Origin of the sequence: Nocardia sp. MDA0666, from assembly GCF_003023875.1 — a bacterium.
Taxonomy (GTDB): Bacteria; Actinomycetota; Actinomycetes; order Mycobacteriales; family Mycobacteriaceae; genus Nocardia; species Nocardia aobensis.
Genome location: NZ_PYHT01000008.1, coordinates 206,292 through 226,583, shown reverse-complemented (window position 1 = coordinate 226,583; position 20,292 = coordinate 206,292). Strand labels below are relative to the sequence as shown.

Annotated in this window: 22 protein-coding genes; 9 read left to right on the top strand and 13 right to left on the bottom strand. The window is 66.1% G+C overall.

Translation table 11 applies throughout. The annotated features are described in order from the left end of the window. Nucleotides 1-104 precede the first annotated feature (104 nt). The 3 genes from C8258_RS14745 (at nt 105) to C8258_RS14735 (ending at nt 2,951) form a co-directional block, all read left to right on the top strand. Nucleotides 105-641: a lipoprotein LpqH gene (locus C8258_RS14745; protein WP_106955645.1), complete on the top strand. Its 537-nt coding sequence runs from the start codon at nt 105-107 to the stop codon at nt 639-641. 16 nt (nt 642-657) lie between these two features. Continuing rightward, nucleotides 658-1,461, top strand: coding sequence for a hypothetical protein (locus tag C8258_RS14740; RefSeq protein WP_106955644.1), 804 nt, complete (start codon nt 658-660; stop codon nt 1,459-1,461). 128 nt (nt 1,462-1,589) lie between these two features. Then, complete coding sequence (locus C8258_RS14735; RefSeq protein WP_106955643.1) at nt 1,590-2,951, top strand: DUF2252 domain-containing protein; 1,362 nt, start codon at nt 1,590-1,592, stop codon at nt 2,949-2,951. Between the two features lie 49 nt (nt 2,952-3,000). Here C8258_RS14735 and C8258_RS14730 read toward each other — a convergent pair whose 3' ends face one another. Continuing rightward, nucleotides 3,001-3,951 carry a hypothetical protein gene (locus C8258_RS14730; protein WP_106955642.1) on the bottom strand — a complete coding sequence of 317 codons (951 nt, stop codon included), beginning with the start codon at nt 3,949-3,951 and terminating at the stop codon, nt 3,001-3,003. A 179-nt stretch (nt 3,952-4,130) separates the two neighbouring features. Between C8258_RS14730 and C8258_RS14725 the strand changes: the two genes are divergently transcribed. Beyond that, entirely contained in the window at nt 4,131-5,171 is a 1,041-nt protein-coding gene (locus tag C8258_RS14725; RefSeq protein ID WP_233225089.1) for an acyl-CoA thioesterase, read from the top strand. 69 nt (nt 5,172-5,240) lie between these two features. Here C8258_RS14725 and C8258_RS14720 read toward each other — a convergent pair whose 3' ends face one another. Both C8258_RS14720 and C8258_RS14715 read right to left on the bottom strand, forming a co-directional pair. After that, complete coding sequence (locus tag C8258_RS14720; protein ID WP_106955641.1) at nt 5,241-6,077, bottom strand: enoyl-CoA hydratase/isomerase family protein; 837 nt, start codon at nt 6,075-6,077, stop codon at nt 5,241-5,243. Nucleotides 6,078-6,094: 17 nt separating this feature from the next. Beyond that, entirely contained in the window at nt 6,095-6,865 is a 771-nt protein-coding gene (locus C8258_RS14715) for an SDR family NAD(P)-dependent oxidoreductase (RefSeq protein ID WP_106955640.1), read from the bottom strand. A 231-nt stretch (nt 6,866-7,096) separates the two neighbouring features. Between C8258_RS14715 and C8258_RS14710 the strand changes: the two genes are divergently transcribed. After that, on the top strand, nt 7,097-8,803 hold the full coding sequence (locus C8258_RS14710; RefSeq protein ID WP_106955639.1) for a tetratricopeptide repeat protein: 1,707 nt from the start codon (nt 7,097-7,099) through the stop codon (nt 8,801-8,803). Between the two features lie 107 nt (nt 8,804-8,910). Then, nucleotides 8,911-9,714, top strand: coding sequence for a DUF1460 domain-containing protein (locus tag C8258_RS14705; RefSeq protein ID WP_233225088.1), 804 nt, complete (start codon nt 8,911-8,913; stop codon nt 9,712-9,714). A 25-nt stretch (nt 9,715-9,739) separates the two neighbouring features. On the opposite strand, the gene C8258_RS14700 is transcribed toward C8258_RS14705, so the two are convergent. The 4 genes from C8258_RS14700 to C8258_RS14685 all read right to left on the bottom strand — a co-directional run bounded on the left by C8258_RS14700 (nt 9,740) and on the right by C8258_RS14685 (nt 13,156). Then, nucleotides 9,740-9,988, bottom strand: a complete 249-nt coding sequence (locus C8258_RS14700; protein ID WP_106955638.1) for a hypothetical protein — start codon at nt 9,986-9,988, stop codon at nt 9,740-9,742. 230 nt (nt 9,989-10,218) lie between these two features. Then, nucleotides 10,219-11,106, bottom strand: a complete 888-nt coding sequence (locus C8258_RS14695; RefSeq protein ID WP_106955637.1) for an HNH endonuclease — start codon at nt 11,104-11,106, stop codon at nt 10,219-10,221. A 107-nt stretch (nt 11,107-11,213) separates the two neighbouring features. Next, nucleotides 11,214-11,813 (bottom strand): GNAT family N-acetyltransferase, encoded by a 600-nt coding sequence (locus C8258_RS14690; RefSeq protein ID WP_106955636.1) that lies wholly within the window; start codon nt 11,811-11,813, stop codon nt 11,214-11,216. Beyond that, on the bottom strand, nt 11,810-13,156 hold the full coding sequence (locus tag C8258_RS14685) for a helix-turn-helix transcriptional regulator (protein WP_106955635.1): 1,347 nt from the start codon (nt 13,154-13,156) through the stop codon (nt 11,810-11,812). The genes C8258_RS14690 and C8258_RS14685 overlap by 4 nt, the downstream gene beginning before the upstream one ends. A 236-nt stretch (nt 13,157-13,392) precedes the next feature. Here C8258_RS14685 and C8258_RS14680 point away from each other — a divergent pair, with 236 nt between their 5' ends. Further along, nucleotides 13,393-13,794, top strand: a complete 402-nt coding sequence (locus tag C8258_RS14680) for a hypothetical protein (protein ID WP_146161234.1) — start codon at nt 13,393-13,395, stop codon at nt 13,792-13,794. A 383-nt stretch (nt 13,795-14,177) separates the two neighbouring features. Here C8258_RS14680 and C8258_RS14670 read toward each other — a convergent pair whose 3' ends face one another. From C8258_RS14670 to C8258_RS14660, 3 genes are all read right to left on the bottom strand, one after another. Next, the gene (locus C8258_RS14670) at nt 14,178-15,686 is read right to left on the bottom strand and encodes an HNH endonuclease signature motif containing protein (protein WP_106955632.1); all 1,509 of its coding nucleotides are present in this window, start codon (nt 15,684-15,686) and stop codon (nt 14,178-14,180) included. Nucleotides 15,687-15,853: 167 nt separating this feature from the next. After that, entirely contained in the window at nt 15,854-16,228 is a 375-nt protein-coding gene (locus tag C8258_RS14665) for a hypothetical protein (protein WP_106955631.1), read from the bottom strand. A 56-nt stretch (nt 16,229-16,284) separates the two neighbouring features. After that, entirely contained in the window at nt 16,285-16,908 is a 624-nt protein-coding gene (locus C8258_RS14660) for a LysE/ArgO family amino acid transporter (RefSeq protein ID WP_106955630.1), read from the bottom strand. Between the two features lie 69 nt (nt 16,909-16,977). Between C8258_RS14660 and C8258_RS14655 the strand changes: the two genes are divergently transcribed. Beyond that, nucleotides 16,978-17,877, top strand: coding sequence for a LysR family transcriptional regulator ArgP (locus C8258_RS14655; RefSeq protein ID WP_106955629.1), 900 nt, complete (start codon nt 16,978-16,980; stop codon nt 17,875-17,877). A gap of 57 nt (nt 17,878-17,934) precedes the next feature. Here the strand turns inward: C8258_RS14655 and C8258_RS14650 are convergent, their stop codons facing one another. Next, nucleotides 17,935-18,555, bottom strand: a complete 621-nt coding sequence (locus tag C8258_RS14650; protein WP_106955628.1) for a hypothetical protein — start codon at nt 18,553-18,555, stop codon at nt 17,935-17,937. Between the two features lie 164 nt (nt 18,556-18,719). On the opposite strand from C8258_RS14650, the gene C8258_RS14645 reads away from it, so the two are divergent. Next, nucleotides 18,720-19,487, top strand: coding sequence for a TetR/AcrR family transcriptional regulator (locus tag C8258_RS14645; RefSeq protein ID WP_106955627.1), 768 nt, complete (start codon nt 18,720-18,722; stop codon nt 19,485-19,487). 51 nt (nt 19,488-19,538) lie between these two features. Here the strand turns inward: C8258_RS14645 and C8258_RS32890 are convergent, their stop codons facing one another. Both C8258_RS32890 and C8258_RS14635 read right to left on the bottom strand, forming a co-directional pair. Further along, a complete protein-coding gene (locus C8258_RS32890) occupies nt 19,539-19,886 on the bottom strand; it encodes a hypothetical protein (protein ID WP_199195704.1) in 348 nt (115 codons plus the stop codon). A 138-nt stretch (nt 19,887-20,024) separates the two neighbouring features. Beyond that, entirely contained in the window at nt 20,025-20,291 is a 267-nt protein-coding gene (locus C8258_RS14635) for a hypothetical protein (protein ID WP_106955626.1), read from the bottom strand. Nucleotide 20,292 lies beyond the last annotated feature (1 nt).

The following is a 20,292-nucleotide window of genomic DNA, read 5'->3' as shown; positions in this document are numbered from 1 at the left end:
GCCGGGCCCGAAACCTGGGATCGGTAGGCGGCGAACCGTTCCTACCTTGTGAACAACGGCCCGATCCCAGGGCCGGACTCACCGAGAACGAAGGAACGAACACCATGCGCACCAAGCAGATCCGGATCGCCACCGCCACCCTCGCCGCCGCCGGCCTGACCCTGGCCCTCGGCGCCTGCGGCGACGACTCCGGCACCGCCGCCCCGGCATCGACCACCGCGGCACCGGCGACCCAGGCTCCGGCGGGCGGCAAGTCGGCAGCCCTCGTGGACGGCAAGGCGCTGAGCGCGAACTTCGACACCACCTGCGCCCAGCGCGGCGGCACCCTCGCGCTGGCCTTGACCGATACCGCCAACCCCACCTACGGCCAGCTGAGCGTCAGCGCCACCCTCACCGCACAGGGTGGCACCGTGCAGGCGGTCGCCATCGGCGGCAGCAAGGGCGGAGCCTCCGGTATGCCGTATGCCGTCGGCTTCGGCAACGGCCAGCCCGGCGGCTCGGCCACCGTGTCCAAGGACGGCAAGACCTACAGGATCACCGGTGAGGGTGTCGCCGCGCCGGATATGACGAACCCGATGGCCGGCCCCGCCACCGCGAAGTTCGAGATCACCTTCGCCTGCCCCACCATCGTCAACGGCTGAGCCGGGAGGAACCATCGTGCGCACCACAGTACGGGCCGGTGCCGTCGCCTTCGCCGCCTTCGCGGTCGGCGCCTACCTCTGGCACGGCTTCACCTACCGGACGGCCGGCCCTTGGGAGCCCGGTTTCGTGGCCTGGCTCAACGGTTTTCTCGCACTGCCGATCATCGCGCTCACCACGGTGGTGATGGCCTTCGCGTTCACCGGCGAGGGCGTGCTGTCGGCGCTCACCGGCCGCAACAGCGCGGAGTTCCGCAACGGCCTGCTCGGCCTCGGGACCGTCAAGTCGGCTCGCGAAACCGGGCTCACCGTCAACGATCAGCCGCAGCTGCGCATCGAGTTCAGCGTCGAGGGCGCCCACGGCGAGATCTTCGATTCGACCGCCAAGATGATCGTGCCCCTCGCCGAACTGGCCCTGCTGCGCCCCGGCGTCGTACTTCCGGTGCGCTATCTACCCGGACGGACCGACAAGGTGGAGGTCGATCGATCCGGCGACAGCGCGTCGGCGCAGCAGGCGATGAACGAATCGCTGATTCGCAAGGGAGTCACTACGCGGGCCAAGATCGACATCGCCGGCCGCGGCGTGGCCGCGCAGGCGGTGGTGCAGTCGCTGTCGGTGACCGGCGAAATCCGCAACGGCTACGCGAAGATCGACCTCGGGCTCGCGATCACCCGGCCCGACGGCAGCACCTTCAGCACCCACGCGGAAAAGTTCCTCCCACCGGCCGGTGTCTCGAACGTGCAGGTCGGACGGATCGTGCAGGTGCACTACCTTCCGGAGAACGAGCAGGAGGTGGTCATCGCGATCCCGCTCAACGCATGAACCACACCGGTATGCCGCCCTTCGCAGAACCAGCGCTGCGAAGGGCGGCACGGTCGTGCCGGCGGCAAGCGGATCACGGTGTTCGCCAGATGGTTGCCGCAACCGTGTGCCGGGGCAAAACTTGGTGCATGACGAAAACAGTGGCCGATCCCGTTCCCAGCGAACCCCTCTCCACGGGGCGTGCGGTGCGCGCCACCGTTCCCCGCTCGTCGCTCGGCGAATTCCGTCCCGCCCCCGATCGTGATCCCATCGCCATCCTGGAACGGCAGGCCGAGACCCGGCTTCCCGACCTGGTCCCGATTCGCTATGCACGAATGGCCGCAGGGCAGTTCCCGTTCCTGCGCGGCGCTCCCGCGATCATGGCGGCCGACCTCGCCGCAGTCCCGCACACCGGGTTGACCGTGCAGTTGTGCGGTGACGCGCACCTGTCGAATTTCGGCATCTTCGCCTCAGCGGAACGGTCACTGGTGTTCGATCTCAACGATTTCGACGAAACCCTGTCCGGCCCCTTCGAGTGGGATGTCAAACGGCTGGTGGCGAGTGCGGTCGTGGCGGCCAGGGAGAAGGGCTTCACCGACGAGGAGGCCACCGCCGCGGCTCGGACCGCGGCTAGGGCCTACCGGGAATGTATGCGGCGCCTGGCCGGCATGGACTCCCTCGACGTCTGGTACGAGCAGGTCGACGAGGACACGGTGGCGAATATGGTGAGCCGACCCAAGTTTCGCGAGGGTGTGGACCGGGCCTTCGATGCGGCCCGCAAACGCACCAGCCTCGGCGCGCTGAGCAAACTCACCTACACCGACGAGCAGGGAGCGCTGCGCATCCGGCATCGGCCGCCGCTGCTGACCCCGGTCGACTACGTCGACGCTCAGACCGTCGAAGAGGTGTTCACCGCCTACCGGCGATCGCTGCCGGAGGAGCGGCGGGTGCTGGCCGATCGCTACCGCATCGTCGACTACGCGCACAAGGTGGTCGGCGTGGGCAGCGTCGGCACCCGCTGCTATGTGATCCTGACGGTCGACCGTGATACCGGCGGCCCGCTGTTCCTGCAGATGAAGGAGGCCGAAAAGTCGGTCCTCGAACCGTATCTCGCGCCGAGCCGCTTCCAGCATCAGGGCCACCGCGTCGTGCACGGCCAGCGTCTGCTGCAGACCTCCAGCGATATCTTCCTCGGCTGGGTCTCCGGCCCGAACGACCGCAACTACTACTTCCGGCAGTTGCGCGATATGAAGGGCGGCGCCGACATCACGCAGATGGCGAAGACCGCCCTGCGCGACTACGCCGGAATCTGCGGCCACACCCTCGCACGGGCGCACGCCCGTTCCGGCGACCGCATCGCCATCGCCGACTACCTCGGCGGGGGAGAGGCCTTCGAGAAGGCCATGACGCAGTTCGCCCTGACCTACGCCGATCAAACCGCCGCCGACCACCGAGAACTGTTGCGCGCCATAGACTCCGGACGAGTGCAGGCGGCGACCGGCACGTACTGATCGTCCACGGCGCCCGGGTCGGTGAGCAGCCCACCAACCCGGGCCGGTCCTAGTTCATGGTGCCTTGCATGGGGATGTAGATCTCGGCGGCTTCGACGAAACCGGAGCCGGTGAGTTCGGCCAGGGCGAGGGCTTCGTCGATTTTGCGGAGTGCGCCCTGCACGTAGGGCCGGTCGTCCCACTGGTCGCCGACCGCCGTGAGCGGTTCGATATTGCGTGCCAGCCACTGGCGAAGGGCGTGAACTTCGTCCGGAGCGGTGTACCCGCCGATGGTGTAGTTCCCCCCGATCATCGACTCGGATTCCCAACGCAGCGTGGGCAATTCGGCGGGCAGACAGCCGAGCAACGGCGCATTGTCGTCGATCGGGGGATAGGCGTCGACGGCGGCTCGTCCCGCCAGTTCGGTGGGCCACACCTTGCCCCGCTCGATCCAGCCGGGCAGCAGAGCGGCGAGAAATTCGACCAGCGCGAAGTGAACGTTGCCGGTCAGCGCCTCGGCGGCGGGAATCTCGTCGCCGTCGGCATTGGGAATGGTCGAGCGGCCCTCGCGGACGGCCAGCGCGGCGGTGCGGAGCAGATCGAGTTTCCAGCGGAAACCCTCGGCGAGGTGCGCGTCGGCGGGCAGAGTGCCGTTCATATCGGGTTCGACATGTCTCACCAGGCCGGGGTCGAGGAGCGCGATCTGTTCGCGGGCCAGATCATCGACCTCGTCGACGGACGAATTGCAGTAGCGCACAACCGTTTCGGCAACCGTCGCCGGATCCTGCGCGGTGACGAAGAATGGCCGCCCCCAGATGTAGAGAAACGTATCGAAGTCGCGGTCGCCGGCGACCTTGCTGGTGCCCAGCCCCCAGGCATTCGCCCGGAACCGCACCTTCGCCTGCCGTACCGCATCGGCCACCAGATCATCGATCTCCACGTCCTGCCCGGCGAGGTACGGAGTGATCCGTTCCTCCACCACGCGCATGTCGATCGGATGAAAGCTGATGTCGTAACCCATATTTCCGCCCCGTGTAGTCGTGCTGGTACGCGCCGACACTAGCGACCCGCACCGACACTCTTCGGCCCGCGCGCTCCGAGGGATACCTCCTACTCGCTCGTAACCGCCGCGGCGGCCTAGGGTGCTCGGGACAACGGTGTCGGCGAAGAAACAACGCTCTCGGAAAGGGACCTTTCGCTGTGCCGAATACACTGACCGCCGATCTGCCCGCCCCGGTCGTCGCGGGGCCGCGGTCGGAGGTGATCCACCGCTTCCTGGTCAAACCGGCCGACGCCGGCATCGTCGGCACCGTGGACGGCGGCAAGCTGCTCGAATGGATCGACAAGGTCGCCTACGCCGGTGCCGCGCAGTGGAGCGGCCACTACTGCGTCACCGCCTACGTCGGCAATATCCACCTCGACCGTCCCATCGAGGTCGGCGAACTGGTCGAACTGCACGCCAACCTGGTCCACACCGGCCGTACCAGCATGCACATCCTGGTCACCGTCTACTCGACCGACCCGACCCGCGTGAAGCCGGTCCAGAGCGCCCAATGCCTGACCATCTTCGTCGCCGTCGACGGCGACCGCCGCACCGTCGAAGTGCCGCAATGGAATCCGGCCACCGCCCTGGAATTGCGGCGGCACCGCCAGGCGAAGGTCAGAATCGCCGTCCGCAAGGAAATCGAAGCCGCGATGGCCGCCCAGCGCTACACCGCGGAAGGGACGGCGCCCAGCGCGACCCTGCGCTTCCTCGCCGCTCCCTCCGACATCAACTGGGGCGGCAAGGTCCACGGCGGCCGCACCATGCAGTGGATCGACGAAGCGGCCTACGTCTGCGGCGCGAAGTGGGCCGGCCAGCACGTCCTGGCCTCGTACTTCGGCGGCATCCGCTTCTACCGGCCGATCGTCATCGGGCACGCCGTCGAGGCGACGGCCCGCTTGATCCACACCGGACCCCGCAGCATGCACATCAGCGTGCACGTCACCTCCACGGACCCGCATTCCGGCGAACCGGAACTGGCGGCCCACGGCCTGGCCGTGGTCGTAGCCTTGGACCCGGACGCCAAAGCGCGCTCGATCCGCCAGTGGATCCCGGCCTCCGACGAGGACATCGCTCTGGACGCCCATGCCCGTCACCTGATCGGATTACGTTCGCTGGTCGAGGATTTCACGCCCGCAGACGCTGTTCCGGAAGACGCCGAGCCGAACCACTTCCGGATCACGGCGAACCAGTGCTGAGGCCGGGAACGCCGATGCGTGTAGCCGTCGCACATTCTCAGCGTTCGTCGCGAATGGGCTTCCGCCGGTTCACAATGGGCGCCAACGGAACTCGTCCCCGTCGCGGAAGGCTCCGAACGATTCCGCGAGTTCTCCGGTGGCGCTGCACATCACCTGAGTGCGGTTCTCGATGTCGAGGGCGTGGCGCAGACTCGGCGCATCCACCGTCTGCCACATCGTCTCCTTGGTCATCCACACCGCGAGCGGGGAATGGGCGGCGATCTCCTCCGCCTTGGCGATCGCCCGGTCCAGCAGCTCGTCCTCGCCGACGACCTCGAGGACGAGCCCGATCCGCTCGGCCTCGTCGGCATCGAAAACCCTTCCGGTGAGCAGCAATTCGGCCGACCGGGACGCGCCCACCAACCGTGGCAGGTGATAGCTGGTACCCATATCGCAGGCCGAGATCCCGTGCCGGATGAACACCGCCCCGAAGCGGGCGCTAGGACTCGCATACCGGATATCGCAGGCCAGCGCGAGCGCGAACCCACCACCGACCGCGGCCCCGTTCACCGCCGCGATCACCGGCTGCCGCAGCCGATGGATCTTCTCGAACGCCGAGGCCATCAACTCCTGGCTCGCATAGATCTGCGCGACGGGCGACTGCACCGCACCCAGCAGCGCCGCGGTCGGACTCGCATCGGTGGCCGTGAAGTCCTCGGGCTTCGACTTCAGATCGGCGCCGGAGGAGAACCCCGCTCCCGCACCGGTGATGACCAGCGCCCGCACCTCCGGTTTCCCGTTCACCTCGTCGAGCACCCGATGCAATTCGGCGACGGTCTGATTGTCCAGCGCATTGCGCCGGTGCGGCCGGTCGATGGTCAACACCACCACACCCGAGGGCCGGTAGTCGATATTCAGCGCGGACATGCCTGCTTCCTTCGCGATCAGCGCGGGACGGTGCCACCGTCGATGACGAACGTCTGCCCGGTGATGAAACTGCCTGCGTCCGAACACAACAGCAGCGCGGGCCCGACCAGCTCGTCCGGCTGACCGAGCCGCCGCAGCAACGGTGCCGCGGCCATCGCGTCCACCACTTCCTGCGGATTGTTGCGCACCATATCGGTATCCACCGCGCCCGGAGCGATGGCATTCACCCGAATCCCGTCGCCGGCGAATTCGGCCGCCATCGAGCGAGTGAACGACAACAACGCCGCCTTCCCCGCCGAATACATCGCCAGCCCGCCGGAGAACCCGAACGCCCCGATCGACGCGAAGTTCAACACCGCCGCATGCTTGCTCGCCCGCAGATACGGCAACGCCGCCTGCACCAGAAACAACGGCCCCTGCACATTCACCGCGAACGACTTGTCCACCGCCGCCTTCTGCATGACCTCCAACGGCTGAGCCAACGCATTGGCGGCGTTGTTGATCACGATGTCGACCCCGCCGAACGTCTCCACCGTCTTCGCGACCAACCCCTGCAACGCGTCGACCTCCCCCAAATGAGTCGGCACCCCGAGAGCCTCGGCCCCCAACTCCCGCAACCGCTCCGCCGCCTTCTCACAAGCCTCCGGCTTCCGGCTGGCCACAACCACATTCGCCCCCGCACAAGCCATCCCCTCGGCCAGCGCCAACCCGATACCCCGAGTACCGCCGGTGACGATCGCGGTCCGCCCGCTGAGGTCGAAAAGTTTCTGGAATGAGCTGCGGTCCACTGGGTTGGCCTCTCTGCTGGGTGTCGCTCTGCCGAGCAGAACTGACGACGATCGCAGTCAGTTCTATCAGGCGAGTCGCGCCGCGTGGTCCGAACGACGAGGGCTCGCCGCAGGACCCTGTGCTGACCGGTTGCGCCCATCCGAGGGTCGCGCGGCTTCGCCACCAGCCGAGACGGAGTTGTCGGTGGGTTCGGCAATACTGCTCATGGGGTTGAGGCGGGAGGATTCGACATGGATTTCGTGATTTCGCTCGTGCTCTCGGCGATAGCGACGAGCAGCTCGAAAGATGTTGTGGCACAACAGGCCGCGGACGCATACGCCGATCTGAAGCGGCTGATCGCCGAGAGGTATCCGGACGTCGATGTGTCGGCGCTGGAGCGGAAGCCGGATTCCGAAGTCAAGAAGGCGTCGCTGGCCGAAGATCTCGACGATGCCGGTGCGGCCGGCGATCGTGCGTTGGCGGCAGCGGCGGTGAGCGTTCTGCGTACGGTGCATCGACCGGAGGCGGCGCCCACGAAACTTCCGACCACAGCGCTCGCGGAGGAGGAGGAGCCGACCCGATTCGCCTCCGCCGCTGCCCTGTTCGGCGGCGCCGTCGCGGCTGAAGACGCAGGGCGTATACAGGAGGCTGAAGCCCTGTACCGCCGCGCCGCCGACAAGGAACACCCCGGCGCGATGAACAACCTCGGGCTGCTTCTGGAAGATACGGGTCGGTCGTCCGAAGCCGAGGAGTGGTTCCGCCGGGCCGCCGACCTCGGGAACGCCAATGCCATGTCGAACCTGGGGGTGAGGTCGCGTGATGCTGGACAGGTGGCGGATGCCGAGAGGTGGTTTCGCCGCGCCGCCGGCCTTGGCCACGCGAGGGCGATGAACAACCTTGCCGTACTTCTCGAGACGACGGAACGCTCGGAATGTGCCGACGAGTGGTTCCGCAAGGCAGCCGACGCCGGGCATACAGGTGCGATGAATGCTCTGGGAGTTCGGCTGGAGGCGCGGGGACAGGTCGAGGACGGCGAGGCCTGGTACCGCCGCGCGGCCGACACCGGCGAACCCAACGCGATGTTCAACCTGGCGTTGCTTCTGGAGGACGCCGGCAAGGTCGAGCCCGCCGAGCTGTGGATCCGCCGCGCTGCCGACGTCGGCCATGCCACTGCCATGTTCAACCTGGGAGTGCTCGCGGATGACTCGGGCCGGACGCACGAGGCAGAAGCCTGGTGGCGCAAGGCCGCGGACGCCGGGCACCCCAAGGCGATGTTCAACCTGGCGATCACATTGGAGGAGGCGGGCAGGTCGGAGGACGCCGAAACCTGGTATCAGCGGGCCGGCGAAGCCGGACATCCCAAGGCGATGTTCAACCTGGCCTGCACATTGCAGCAGGCGGGTAGGCAACGAGAGGCCGAGATCTGGTATCGAAAGGCCGCTGATGCCGGTGACACGACCGCGATGTTCAACCTGGGCTCGTTACTCGAAATCTTCGGTGAAGTGGGGGAGGCAGAGTCGTGGTACCGCAAAGCCGCTGAGGCGGGCGAAGCCGTTGCGATGACCAACCTGGGTGCCCTGCTGATGGAATCGGGCCGGCCCGACGAGGCTGAGTGGTGGTACCGCAAAGCCGCCGAGGCGGGACGCCCCGTCGCCATGTGCAGCTTGGCGGTAGCGATGGAGAAGACCGGCCGGATGGAGGAAGCCGAAACGTGGTACCGCCGCGCCGCCGACTCAGGTCATCCCGGAGCGATGTTTCTCCTCGGCGGCATCCTCGAGCATCGAGGACAAACCGACGAGGCCGAAACATGGTGGCGCAGAGCCGCCGACGCCGGCCACCCCGGCGCGATGTCCGGCCTGGCCTACCTACTCGCGTTGGCCGGTCGTGTCGACGCGGCCGAAACTTGGAGGCGCAGAGCCGCCGCCGCGGGCGACCCCGGCCCGACTCTCGTCCGGTGACGAGCCCCGTTCCGATCGGCCTCCCCTGATCAGAACAGCAGCCCGGAGCGGCCACCCGCTGGTCTACGGTGGATACCGGCCATTCCACTCGTCACCCGGGAGGTGTCTTGCGCTCCACCCGCATACTGCCGATCCTGCTCGTCCTCGTCGCCGCGGCCCTCCTGCTGCCCGCACGCGCCAGCGCCGACGCCGCCATCGACGACACCACCTCCCACCGCATCGATGAACTGGTCGCAGTGCGCGCGGGCGCCGCCGGAGCGAGCAAAGGTGAACTACTCGACCTGCTGTCCAAGCAATTCCTGGGCACCCCCTACGCCGCGAACACACTCATCGGCTCGGCAACCCAACCCGAACAACTCGTCGCCGACTTCCGTCAGGTGGACTGCTTCACCTTCCTCGACTACGTAGAAGCCCTGAGCCGAACCACCGACCGAAACCGCTTCGAAGCCAACCTGATCGACACCCGCTACGCCGCCGCCCAAGTCGACTACACCCACCGCAAACACTTCTTCACCGACTGGGCGCAGGTTGCCGACGTCGCCGCCACCGACATCACGGCAACCCTGACCCCCGCCGCAATCCCCGTCCCCAAACACCTCAACGCAAAGGCCGACGGCAGCGCCTACCTCCCCGGCATCCCAGTGGTCGACCGCACCATCACCTACATCCCCAGTTCCTCGGTAGACCAAGGTGTCATCAACGGCCTACGAACCGGCGACTACATAGGCGCTTATTCCGACGAGCCCGGCCTGGATGTCACCCACGTCGGAATCCTCATCAGCACACCGAGCGGCCCCGTCTTCCGAAATGCGTCCTCGCTTGCGGCCAACAACAAGGTGGTGGACACCCCGCTGGGAGAGTATTTGCAAACCGTTCCTGGCATGGTTGTGTTACGCCCCCGGTCGGCGTAGACGCGCTGCGGAGCTGGTGAGGTAGTCAATCCCACCGATTAAACGTGACTTCTCCGAGGGTATGCGGGTTCCAATACCGGACCTGTTCGAGTTCTGCGGTCCCCAGTTCCGAAAGATCGAAGCCTGCCAGCGGCCGACTCAGATCGTGGCGGGACAGCACCTCGAACCGGGAGAAGAAGCTGAGCGCCTCGGCAATGGGCGGATCATCGGTGAAGGTCAGCACCACCTCATTCGAGCCCATCGGCTCGGCGATCGTAACCAGCGGCGCGTACATATTGCACACTACGGTTCGTTCTCTGTCCGAGTATGCGATGGTGCACCGAAAGAAGTTGCCGGGCAGGCTATTCGACGGCGAATGGGAAACGACCCCTCCGGTCGTCCGTGCCACTGAGTGGCAAGCGGCGCGGAACTCTCGCTCATCTACTCGACCCAGCGGTGGTTCTTCGACCTGCCAGAAACCGGTGACTCCACGAGGTAGGCGCATCACGACAGTCTTCCGCGATGCTATGCAGCCCGGAAGGCCGCAAAGCGCTCGGCGAGACGTTCTTTCGATGGTCTTTCGTCTCTGTGCGCCGGAACTGTTAACGGCCGTTGGTGCATCTCCTGCAGCCCGTGCTTCAACATGGGGCCATCGGTTTCATTCAACAAGTCACTGTTGATGTGCACGAGGTAATCAGGCGATATGCCGAGGTAGTTGACGTCGTACGCTGCATGGTGGATCTTGCACAGAGTAAGTCCATTATCGACGGTGGCCGTCCCGTTGGGGTCGCCATCAGCAGTGATGTGAGCAGCATCGAGTAGCTTGATCTTCTTGAGACTGCAAACAGCACATTGGTTCTCGTATGCCGTCAGTACTCGGCTGCGGAACTCGGGCTGGTGAAGCCGCTGCTTGGTTACTCTGTTTACATAACGGCGCTCGTCCGGCTTCAGATCGAAGGGGTCATCGAACCGGCGAATTTCTTCGTCGATCGCGATCAAGAATCTTCTATTCGGCCTGTCATCAGCGATGACGTATACAGGGAAAACGGGCATGTACACGCTCGGGCGGATCTTGCGGAAGAGGATGAGCGGCAAGCCGAGATCGAGCGCCCGACGTAGCTTCGTGTTGTCGCCCTCCACTGTGTCTTGTTGATAGTCGTACGAGAGAAGGGAGTCACTGATCTCCTGGTCGGCATACCGGCCAGTGGGGTCTGACACGATAGCAAGAGTCGCTAGGAGGTCTTTGGGGTTCCAAATGCCCTTTGCAACGTCGATCAGTCGCCGATGGTGGTTGCCAACCCAGAAGGAGTTCAACTCTTGGCGGGTGAAGGCCCGATCCCCCTTAGCCTCGATGGCTTTGTTGAGGTGATCGAACACCATCTGGCGAAGGTGCCTTTCGACGTCGCTTGTCATGTGTGAAGTGTGCCATGTTCGGTTCGGTGGCGTTGACCATCGTCGGTCACGAATCTGCGCCAGAGCTGTTTGGGCACATCGAATCTCGACTATGCGCGGTGTGGCCGTCACATGTCGGCTCGCCCCTGGTTCCGTTCGTAGATGAGCACGTCGAACGGAGGTGCCGAAGGCCAGTCGGGTCGAAGGGAACCCGCCTTCTTCCAACCCCATCGCAGGTACGTCTCATAGGCTCGGGCGTTGTCGGGGCGTACGAGCAAAGTCGCGCGGCTCTCGGTTCGGTATTGGAGAAGTTCGTCATGCAGCGCGCGGGCAATCCCCTTGCCCGTGAACTCCTTACGCACCATCAGCTCACTCAACGCAAACGTGCGGCTACCGGTTTCTCTGGTGAAAGCCTCCGCATCGCCCTCGTCCAGTTGCAAACCCGACCACCACCTGCTTTCGCCTCCCAGAGGCCATCCCCACGCCTGGCCCACGGGTTCGTCGGCTGAACGCGCCATTACGAGTTCGAAGCCCGTTCGGCCCGGGTCGGTGTAGGTGTCGAAGCGGTGCATGAATGCTTCGGGCGCTTCGAAATCTTCGCCGGATTCAATGGCGTCGATGTACGAGTCTCGGAAGATCTGCTCGACGTGGCCTCGGACTGCTCGCGCTTCGGCGGCCGTGTAGTGCTGAAACGTCAGGCCGTCGATCGAGGGTGGGTTGACGCTCATGAGATACCTACCGCTTGGCGCTGGAGGTTGTCGTAACGTTGAGCGAATTCGTCATCCGGGATGGTGTCCGCGATCGCGCGGACGGGGGCCAGCAGTCGGAGGGTGCGGGTGGAGGATACGGCGCTCTCCAATTCGGCCAGGACGCAAAGGCCCTCTGCCACAGCACTATTGATGTCACCCGTTTTGCCGAGCGTTGCGGCCAGGCCCGCACGGTAGTTGGCACGGTTGCGGGTTCCGGCGTCGTTCGTATCGTCGTCGGCGACCAGTAGGGCCAGTGCCTTCCCGGGCTGGCCGAGGTCGCCCAGTCCGCGGGCTTCTTGTGAGCGAATCTCGCTCGCGTTCACGAATCGCAGCCATCGCGGGCATTCGGAAATCGGTTCGTAGGAGATGGCGGCGTCCAGTTCACGCCACGCTGTCGCGACTGCGCGGTCGAACGCCATCCTGTCGCGCAGGATTGCGTGGGCGAGTGCTTCTCGAATCGCGATCAAGGCGTGAATTCGGCCGGGTGGTCGGCCATGAGTGAGTTGGCGTGCGCGCTCCAGATGTCCGAGGGCGCGGTGCGGGTTGCTTTCCCCGGTTCGGCTGAGGGCGAGCGATTGATGTGCGGCGTTCAGGCATACGTGGATTGTCAGGTCGTCGTCACCGGCCTGATTGGCCAGTGCGAAGGCGTCGGCGTAGCACTGTCGGGCGAGCGGGTGGATGTCGGCGTCGTATGCCATCCAACCGGTGATCGTGGCCAATTCGCCGGCGGCGCTCATGAACAGGGATGCGGCTCGATCGGAAAAAGCGCCGGTTTCCAGCAGTTGCTTCGCGATCGCGAGATCTCGGAGCCCGCTCGTCACAAGTCCGGCACCGCCGATAGCTTGCTCGCGCCGAGCGAGTTCAGTTACGCGTTCGGCCAACTGGCGAGCGTCGCTTACTCCGACCGTGCGGGAAATGCGTGGGGTGTCGGCAGCTGCCGTAAGGGCGGCGGCACCCATGAACATTCCGAACTCGCGCCGCTTCACCTCGTCCTCGATTCCGTAGGTGTTCAGCTCATCGTGCTCACCCAGGCTATCGGTTGTTCGGGGCGGAGTCCTCGGGTCGCGAGCAACGGGACGCGCAACCTTATCGGTAGCAACAGAAGCGAACCGGTCACGCTGTTCGTCGGTCAGTCGGGATAGCTCCACATCCAAGGCCGCGGCCGAATCGCCGCGCACCGGGCGCTCATGAGTTGCTCTCTCCCACTTGCGGATGGTCGGAGGTTGAAAACCGAGCCGTTCAGCGAACTGCTCCTGCGTAAGTCGAAGTGCGACCGTGCGAAGTGCACGTACCTCCGCGCCGGTCCATGTGCTGACGATCATCCTTGCCCCCGATCGACACCCTCAACGGCCAGTAGCGGAAGCGTATTACCTCGGTGCGGTTCCATGCCTTCGGTTTGCGGTGTTTCTCCGTGAAGCTCGAATCGGCCCCGCCGCCGGGTCGATGCCCGGATATCTGTGACGCCATCCACGACCGGCGGTGATCCTCGGCGGCGGGTGCTTGCCAACGAAATCCGAAGGAGCCGAATGTATCTCATTGTGACGATCGGGAGCCCGGTATGACGCTTCCTACCGCTTATGTGGCGTCGGGTGAACTGCCGAAGGGGCCGCCTCGGGCGCTCGGTTATATCGACCGGACCTTGCCGGGGTGGCCGGCGAATGAGCAGCGGGTGATCGCGCATGCGGTGAAGTTGGGGTACTCGTTGGTGCGAATCGTGTTTCGGACGGCGGGGGATATCGATGATCCGATCATGCGGCTGCTCGATCGGATCGGTGGGTACAACGTTGCGGCGGTTGTGGTTCCGAGTGTGGAGCATCTCGGTGAGCGGCTTCGAATCGTCTGCGCGGCATGCGATGTGGAGGCGGTTGAGCCGGAGGTTACCTACGCGCGGGCGCGGCCCACGATTCCTTCGGGGCCGGACTCGGCTTCGCGTGATTCGCAGCCCGAGGTGGGCGATTGAGATGTCGGGGTTGATCGCTTCGGTGGTGACGGTTGTCGGTGTGGCGGCGTTGGCGGTTGCCGGGGTCTCCTGTGCTTGGCCGGATGTCGGGGGCGATCGGAAGTTCGGCGAAGCCACTTGTCCCACTGTGAAAGCCGTTGTGCGTCCGGACATCCTGTGGTTCTCGTTGACGCACGCCGCTCGGTCATCGGTGCCGACGGTGGTGGAGGCGCACGAGGATATGCAGCTGCACTTGGAATGTGATCCCGCCCTGTGCGCTGCGAAGGCAGTGGCGATGAGGACTCTGGTGGCCGCCGGGCGGGTGCGGCCGGACCGATCCCGGCGGCTGTGAGCGTCAGCGCCCTGATTCGCGCACGGCGGACTGCCCGGCCGGTGGTCGGGTGTCAGGCCGCGCTGGTGTCGGGTGGTCGCGAGCGCGATTGCAACCAACGCTGGTGTTGCTCGCGTTCACGTTGTCGGCGTTCGTGTTCGTCGCGCAGGTGGATGCGAGTGAGTATCGCGGCCAGGAGTTCGTCGGGGTGGTGGCGGTGGTTGATGCGGGGAGTCTGGCTGGGGTCGATGTGTTCGGGGGCGATCCATGCGGTTCGACCCGGGAACGGGGAAAGCTCGTCCTGTGCAAGGGTTTTCCAGCCACCCGGTCCGTCGTGAATCAGCGAGTGGCAGGCGTCGCAGGCCAGGACGAGGTTGGTGATGTCGGTGGGGCCGCCTTTGGCGTAGTCGCGGATGTGGTGGGCGGCGCAGAGGCTGGCGGGGGCATCGCATCCGGGGCGGGAGCAGCCGCGGAGGGCGGCGATGAGTGCCAGGCGTTGGGTGGGGGAGGCGAGTCGTTTCATGCGGCCGAGATGTAGAGGGAGTCCGGCGTGGTCGAAGATCGCCAGATAGGGGCGGGATCGTTCGGCCAGGCGCAGCGCTTCGCGGATCGGGACGACCCCGCCGGTGGCGGTGGTCGCGGCGCCCGAATCCTTTTCCAGGTCTGCGAGTTTCATCGTCAGCACGGTGGTGACCGGCATGCCGCGGTGGCGGCCGAGGTCTTCGGCGATCAGGCCGGAGCGCAGGACGGCGGTGAGGGCGTCGTGGTTGCGTTGGGCGGCGCTGCGATGATCGGCTCGCGCTGCCTCGGCCAGCGTCGCCGGGTCGGCGGTGTCGATATCGAGGGCTGGGCTGTTCGGGTCGTCCGGGTTACAGACGCCGGGGCGTGCGTACTTGGCCAGCAAGGGGTCCAGTAGGGCACGGAGCACCGGGTCGATGTCGCCGCGCACGGGGGACATGCCGTCCGGGCGTTGCCGGCCTACGACGATGCCTCGCATTCGGGCGCGGTCCTGGTCGGTGGTGAGGCGGCCGTCGGGGTCCAGGTAGGCCAGGATTCGGGCGCCGACCTTGCCGATGTCGTCCGGTGAGCCCGACCGTGCGAACTCCGCCAACAGTTGTTCGGCGGCTTCGCGGTCCGCGTCGGATACGCCTCGCGGCACCCGGTTCATGACCTGTGCGATCCCGCGGACGTGGTCGGCGGAAATCTCGCCGTGTGTCAAAGCTGCTGCGGTGCAGGGTAATTGCGGGTCGCGTAACTCGCCGTCGAGATCATGGAACGTTCCTACCCAGCGCGCCGAATTCACGCGGCTGCCCGCGTCGGCGCTCGATATGCGCAGTGTCTCCATCAGGAACCGCTTGACCGTCTTCGCGCCGGTGCGTGACGGCAGGGATCGCTCCTCGGCCTCGATCAGCAGTCGGTGCTGCATCGCTGTCAGTTGGCGCGTGCAACTCTCCACCTCCCGCATCGCCTGTACCAGCTGCTCATCCGACAGCGGTGTCAGCGATCGTTCGAATAGCTCGGAGACCGCAGCGAGGAGCGGTCTGGTGACCCGCTCCGCGTCCTCCCCGCCGTTCGAATGCATGTTCGAATTCTATCAAGAAGGAGTGGCGGTGTGCACCCCTTCGCTCTGTTCAGTCTGCGAAACCGATTCTGAACAAGTGACCGAAAGGGATTGTGGCGCAGTGCAATTCGCCAAGTCGAGGCGGACAAGCCCGAGTGCCCGGCGAACTTGGCCGAGTTCGACGATGCTCAGAGCGGAATCGTGCGGCAGTCGTTACCGCAACCGCCATCGACGGAACCCTGCCCAGGCCCGGCGACACGGTGCAGGATCGCCCGCGTCGGCACGATGACGAGCCGGTCGTTGTCCAGCGTGCCGAGACCGTCCACGATCAACGAGTAACCCGTCGGTTCCCGCGGCGCCCACACCAGGCTGACCGCCGGGCGGGCCGCGATGTTGTCCCGAGTATGGCTGCCGGGCGCGGTCACGTGCAGGCGACCGGAGTGCGGGACCGGGTGCACCGGCACTACGCGCGGAAGAGAATCGTCGCCGATGCTGATGAGGTGAGCGAGTTCGTAGTCGGCGATCACCCGCGCGAGCTCATCCGCTTTCACCTCGGAATTCATGTATCGAGCGTACTGCGGTCCGAGGGGCGAGCCGCCCGGCGAACCGAGGCCGGTCCTCAAGCAAGCCGCATCATCAGCACCACCCCCACGGCGAACATCGTCGCCGCCACGAAGGCGTCGAGCACTCGCCACGCCGCGGGCAGCGACAGGACCGGCGCGAGCAGCCGCGCCCCGTATCCCAGCCCGGCGAACCACACTCCGCTCGCGACCATCGCGCCGACACCGAAGGCCCAGCGCGACGATCCGTGTCCGGCGGCGACCGAGCCGAGCAGCAGCACGGTGTCCAGGTAGACGTGTGGGTTGAGCCAGGTCATCGCCAGGCAGACCAGAATCGCGGTGCGGATGGACGCGGTGGCGTCGCCGGTGGTCGCGAGGGCGGTGGTGGCGGGGCGCAGTGCGCGGTGGGCTGCGACGGCGCCGCAGGCGATCAGGAAGCAGCCGCCGGCCAGTCCGACGACGGTCAGAGCGGCGGGATAGGCGCCGACCAGCGCGCCGAGACCGCCGACACCGCACATGATCAGAATGGCGTCGGAGGCGATGCAGATGGCGACCACCGCCGCAACGGCTTGCCTGCGTGCGCCTTGGCGCAGGACGAAGGCGTTCTGCGCGCCGATGGCGACGATCAGGGATAAGCCGGCACCGAATCCGGCCAGGGCCGCCGAGAAGACACCGCTGTTCACGCCGCCGACGGTATGGGCGTTGACAGAATCAGTACAGCTAAAGTTCCTTAACTATCATTAGCAACCGTGATGTCCGAGCTGCCGGTTGATCAGGTCCGCACGCTGCTCGCCGTCGTGGACGAAGGCACATTCGACGCCGCCGCTGCCGCGATGCATCTGACGCCCTCGGCGGTGAGTCAGCGCATCAAGGCACTCGAACAACGCACCGGCCGCGTCCTGCTGATGCGCACGAAACCCGTCCGGCCCACCGAATCCGGCCGGGCGGTGGTGCGTTTCGCGCGGCAACTGGCCGCATTGCAGGAGGCGGCGCAACGAGAGCTGGGGATCGCCGGAGATTCCGAGTCCACCACGCTGTCCATCGCGGTCAACGCCGATTCGCTGGCGACCTGGTTTCTGCCCGCGCTGTCACGGGTGCCGCAGGATCCGCCGGTCTGTTTCGATCTGCATCGCGAGGACGAATCCCATACCGCCACCCTGCTACGTGAGGGCACGGTGATGGCGGCGGTGACGTCGCTGGCCGAGCCGGTGACCGGATGTACCGCACGGCTGCTGGGCCTGGCGCGGTACCTGCCGGTCGCGAGTCCGGAATTCGTCGAGCGTCATTTCGCGGCCGGACCTCTGGAACGGTCGCTTCCCGACGCTCCGGTCATTGTTTTCGATCGCCGGGACGAATTGCAGGATCACTACGTTCGCACCGTCACCTCCGGCAGGGCGGGTGCGAGCCGGCTCCGCCATTATGTGCCCACCTCGGAAGGGTTCCGCGACACCATCGTCGCCGGGCTCGGATGGGGGCTGGTGCCCGAACCGCACGCCGACCCACTGCTGCGGAAGGGCGCGTTGCGGATCTTCGCGCCGGAGCAGTGGGTCGATGTGCCGCTCTACTGGCAGCAGTGGAAGTTGGATGTACCGGCCCTCGCGCTCGTCGCGCAGACGATCGGTGTTGCGGCGGCCGACTATCTCCGGCAGTGAAAAAGTCTCTCCCGCAGCGCATGTCGATGTTGAGCCGTTCCGGGTGTCTCGGTGGCGTCAGTCGATCAACTGTGGTGCCACCGCCCGGGAACTGCCGGGAACCGCTCTCGGCGATGCGGAGGTGAGCAGCGCGATTCCCGCCGCGAGCAACCAGATGATCGTGAATCCGGAAACCGTTGCGGTAGTGCCCCATCCGTTCGCCGCGTAGAAGTTCGCCGGAGTGTTTCCGAAGAACATCGACGGTGCGAACGCCACATTCACCACCGCCAGGACCGCGGCCGAGCGCCCTGCCCACGTGGGCAGAATCCGAGTGCGCAGGATCGTGACGGCGGCCGTGGTCATGAACAGGGCGGTCAGGAGCCGGGTGACCGTTCCGTACAGCACATAGGTGCCGGACACGGTGACAGTGGGATCGATCGGCTCGGGCGCCTGGATCGTGGCGCCGATCTCGAGGCCCATGGAGACGAAAGCGACTGTGGCCCACATCAAACCGGCGGTCGAGGCCAGTGAACCGAGCCATTCGTAGCGTCGGTCCGCGGCCTTCACCAGGTGACCGAAGGCCGACATGAACACCACCGCCCCGAGAAGCCCGACGAGACCGATCAGGCCGCGGGTCAGGATGTTCCAGTCCGGGGGCGGTCCTTCGTAGACGAAGTAGAGCGGCAGTTCGACGAGCATGAGCGCGGCGCCGCCGCACCGCGGCGATTCCCGCGGTGCGGCGGAGGGTTTCGGTGTGCACGGATCGTCCTTCCGATCGGCGACAATTGTAAGTATATGTCTTATACTATATCGACCATACTAAACTCCCGAAGGAAGAATTGTCGACGACGGGATGCGCGCTGATGACCGATCGGGAGGTGCCCGGCCATCTGGCTCGGCTGTGGCGGCTGCCGGTGGACGCCAAACTGGGCCGTCCGGCCGCACTCGATGTCGATCGGGTGGTCGCGACGGCCGTCGAGCTGGCCGACCGGGACGGTCTCGCCGCCGCCACACTGCCGAAAATTGCCGCCGCGCTGGGCGTTACGCCGATGTCGCTCTACCGTCACATCGGATCGAAGGATGAACTACTCGGGCTGATGTCCGATGCCGGAATGGGTGCCCCACCCGAATTGCCCAGCGGTTCATGGCGTTCGATGCTGCGCGCCTGGGCACTCGCACAACTCGACGTACATCGCGCCCGCCCCTGGCTGACCCAGCTGCCGATCACCGGTCCGCCGAGCGGGCCGAACACTGTGGCCTGGATGGACGCGGGGCTGCGCGCAGTGCGGGAAACCTCTCTGGACTGGCCGGCGAAGGTCGGGGCCATCATGGTGGTCAGCGGATACGTCCGCGAGGCGTTCGTCACCGCCCGCCAACTCGAACACGCCATGGCGGCAGCCGATCTCGACCCCGTCGGCGCCCTGCACGACTACAGCCGTCATCTGCGTGCGCTGGTGGATCCAGAGCGGCTGCCGGATATGGCTGCACTGCTGGCCTCGGGACTGTTCGACGCGATCGAGCCCGCCGAGGCAGATCCCGACTCGGACTTCGCCTTCGGCCTCGACCTGATCCTCGACGGTGTGGCGGCGACGATAGCCGCGCACCATGGGTACGTCGGAAACGGCCGGTAACGACAAGCGGCCCGGCGCCGTGGGGGGCGCCGGGCCGCGAACAGCGCCGGATCAGCTGCTGCCGAACCAGCCCGGAGGAACGACCTGGCGGAAACCGTTCCAGCCGTTGCCGTGCCGGTCCCACGGGTTGCAGTCGTTGCCGTGGCGGTGACGGTCCCAGTCTCCGCGACGGTCCCAATCGCCGTGGTGGTCCCAGTCGCCGCGACGGTCCCAGTCGCCGAGGCCGCCGAACGGGCCGTGCCCGTGACCCGGGTGTGCGATGTCGGTGGCCGCCGGGGCGCTCACCACGTCGGCCTGGGCCGGAATGGCAAGCGCGGCAAGCGGCGCTGCGACGATGGCGCCGGCGACGGCGAGGCGCGCCGCCGTGCGCTTGGTGCGATGTTCGGTTCTGGCAATCACGGTGAATCCTTCCAATCAGTTACACCGAACGCAGTCTCTCGCAAATCGGACACCGCGTCACGGGTGGTGGCACGAGGTTCAGGGCCGAATCGGCCGCGGGGATGACGGGAACTCGGGGTTGCCCCTGAGTCCAGCGATTCAGCTGCTGCCGAACCACCCCGGCGGGTAAACCGGCCTATACCAGGAGTAGTACGGCCGATACCACGGATTCCAGAGTTCCATCGGCATCGGATCGAACGGTGTGATTCCCGGGTAGTACCAGCCGACCGAGCTCGGCTCGCTCGCCGGCGCCTGCGCCGAACTCTGCCCGGCGGCCGCGGTGACCATCCCGATCAGGATCAGTCCGGCTATCGCCGTCCTCGCCAGGATTCGGCGTACCCGGACGGATGCGGCAGTCGCGAACACG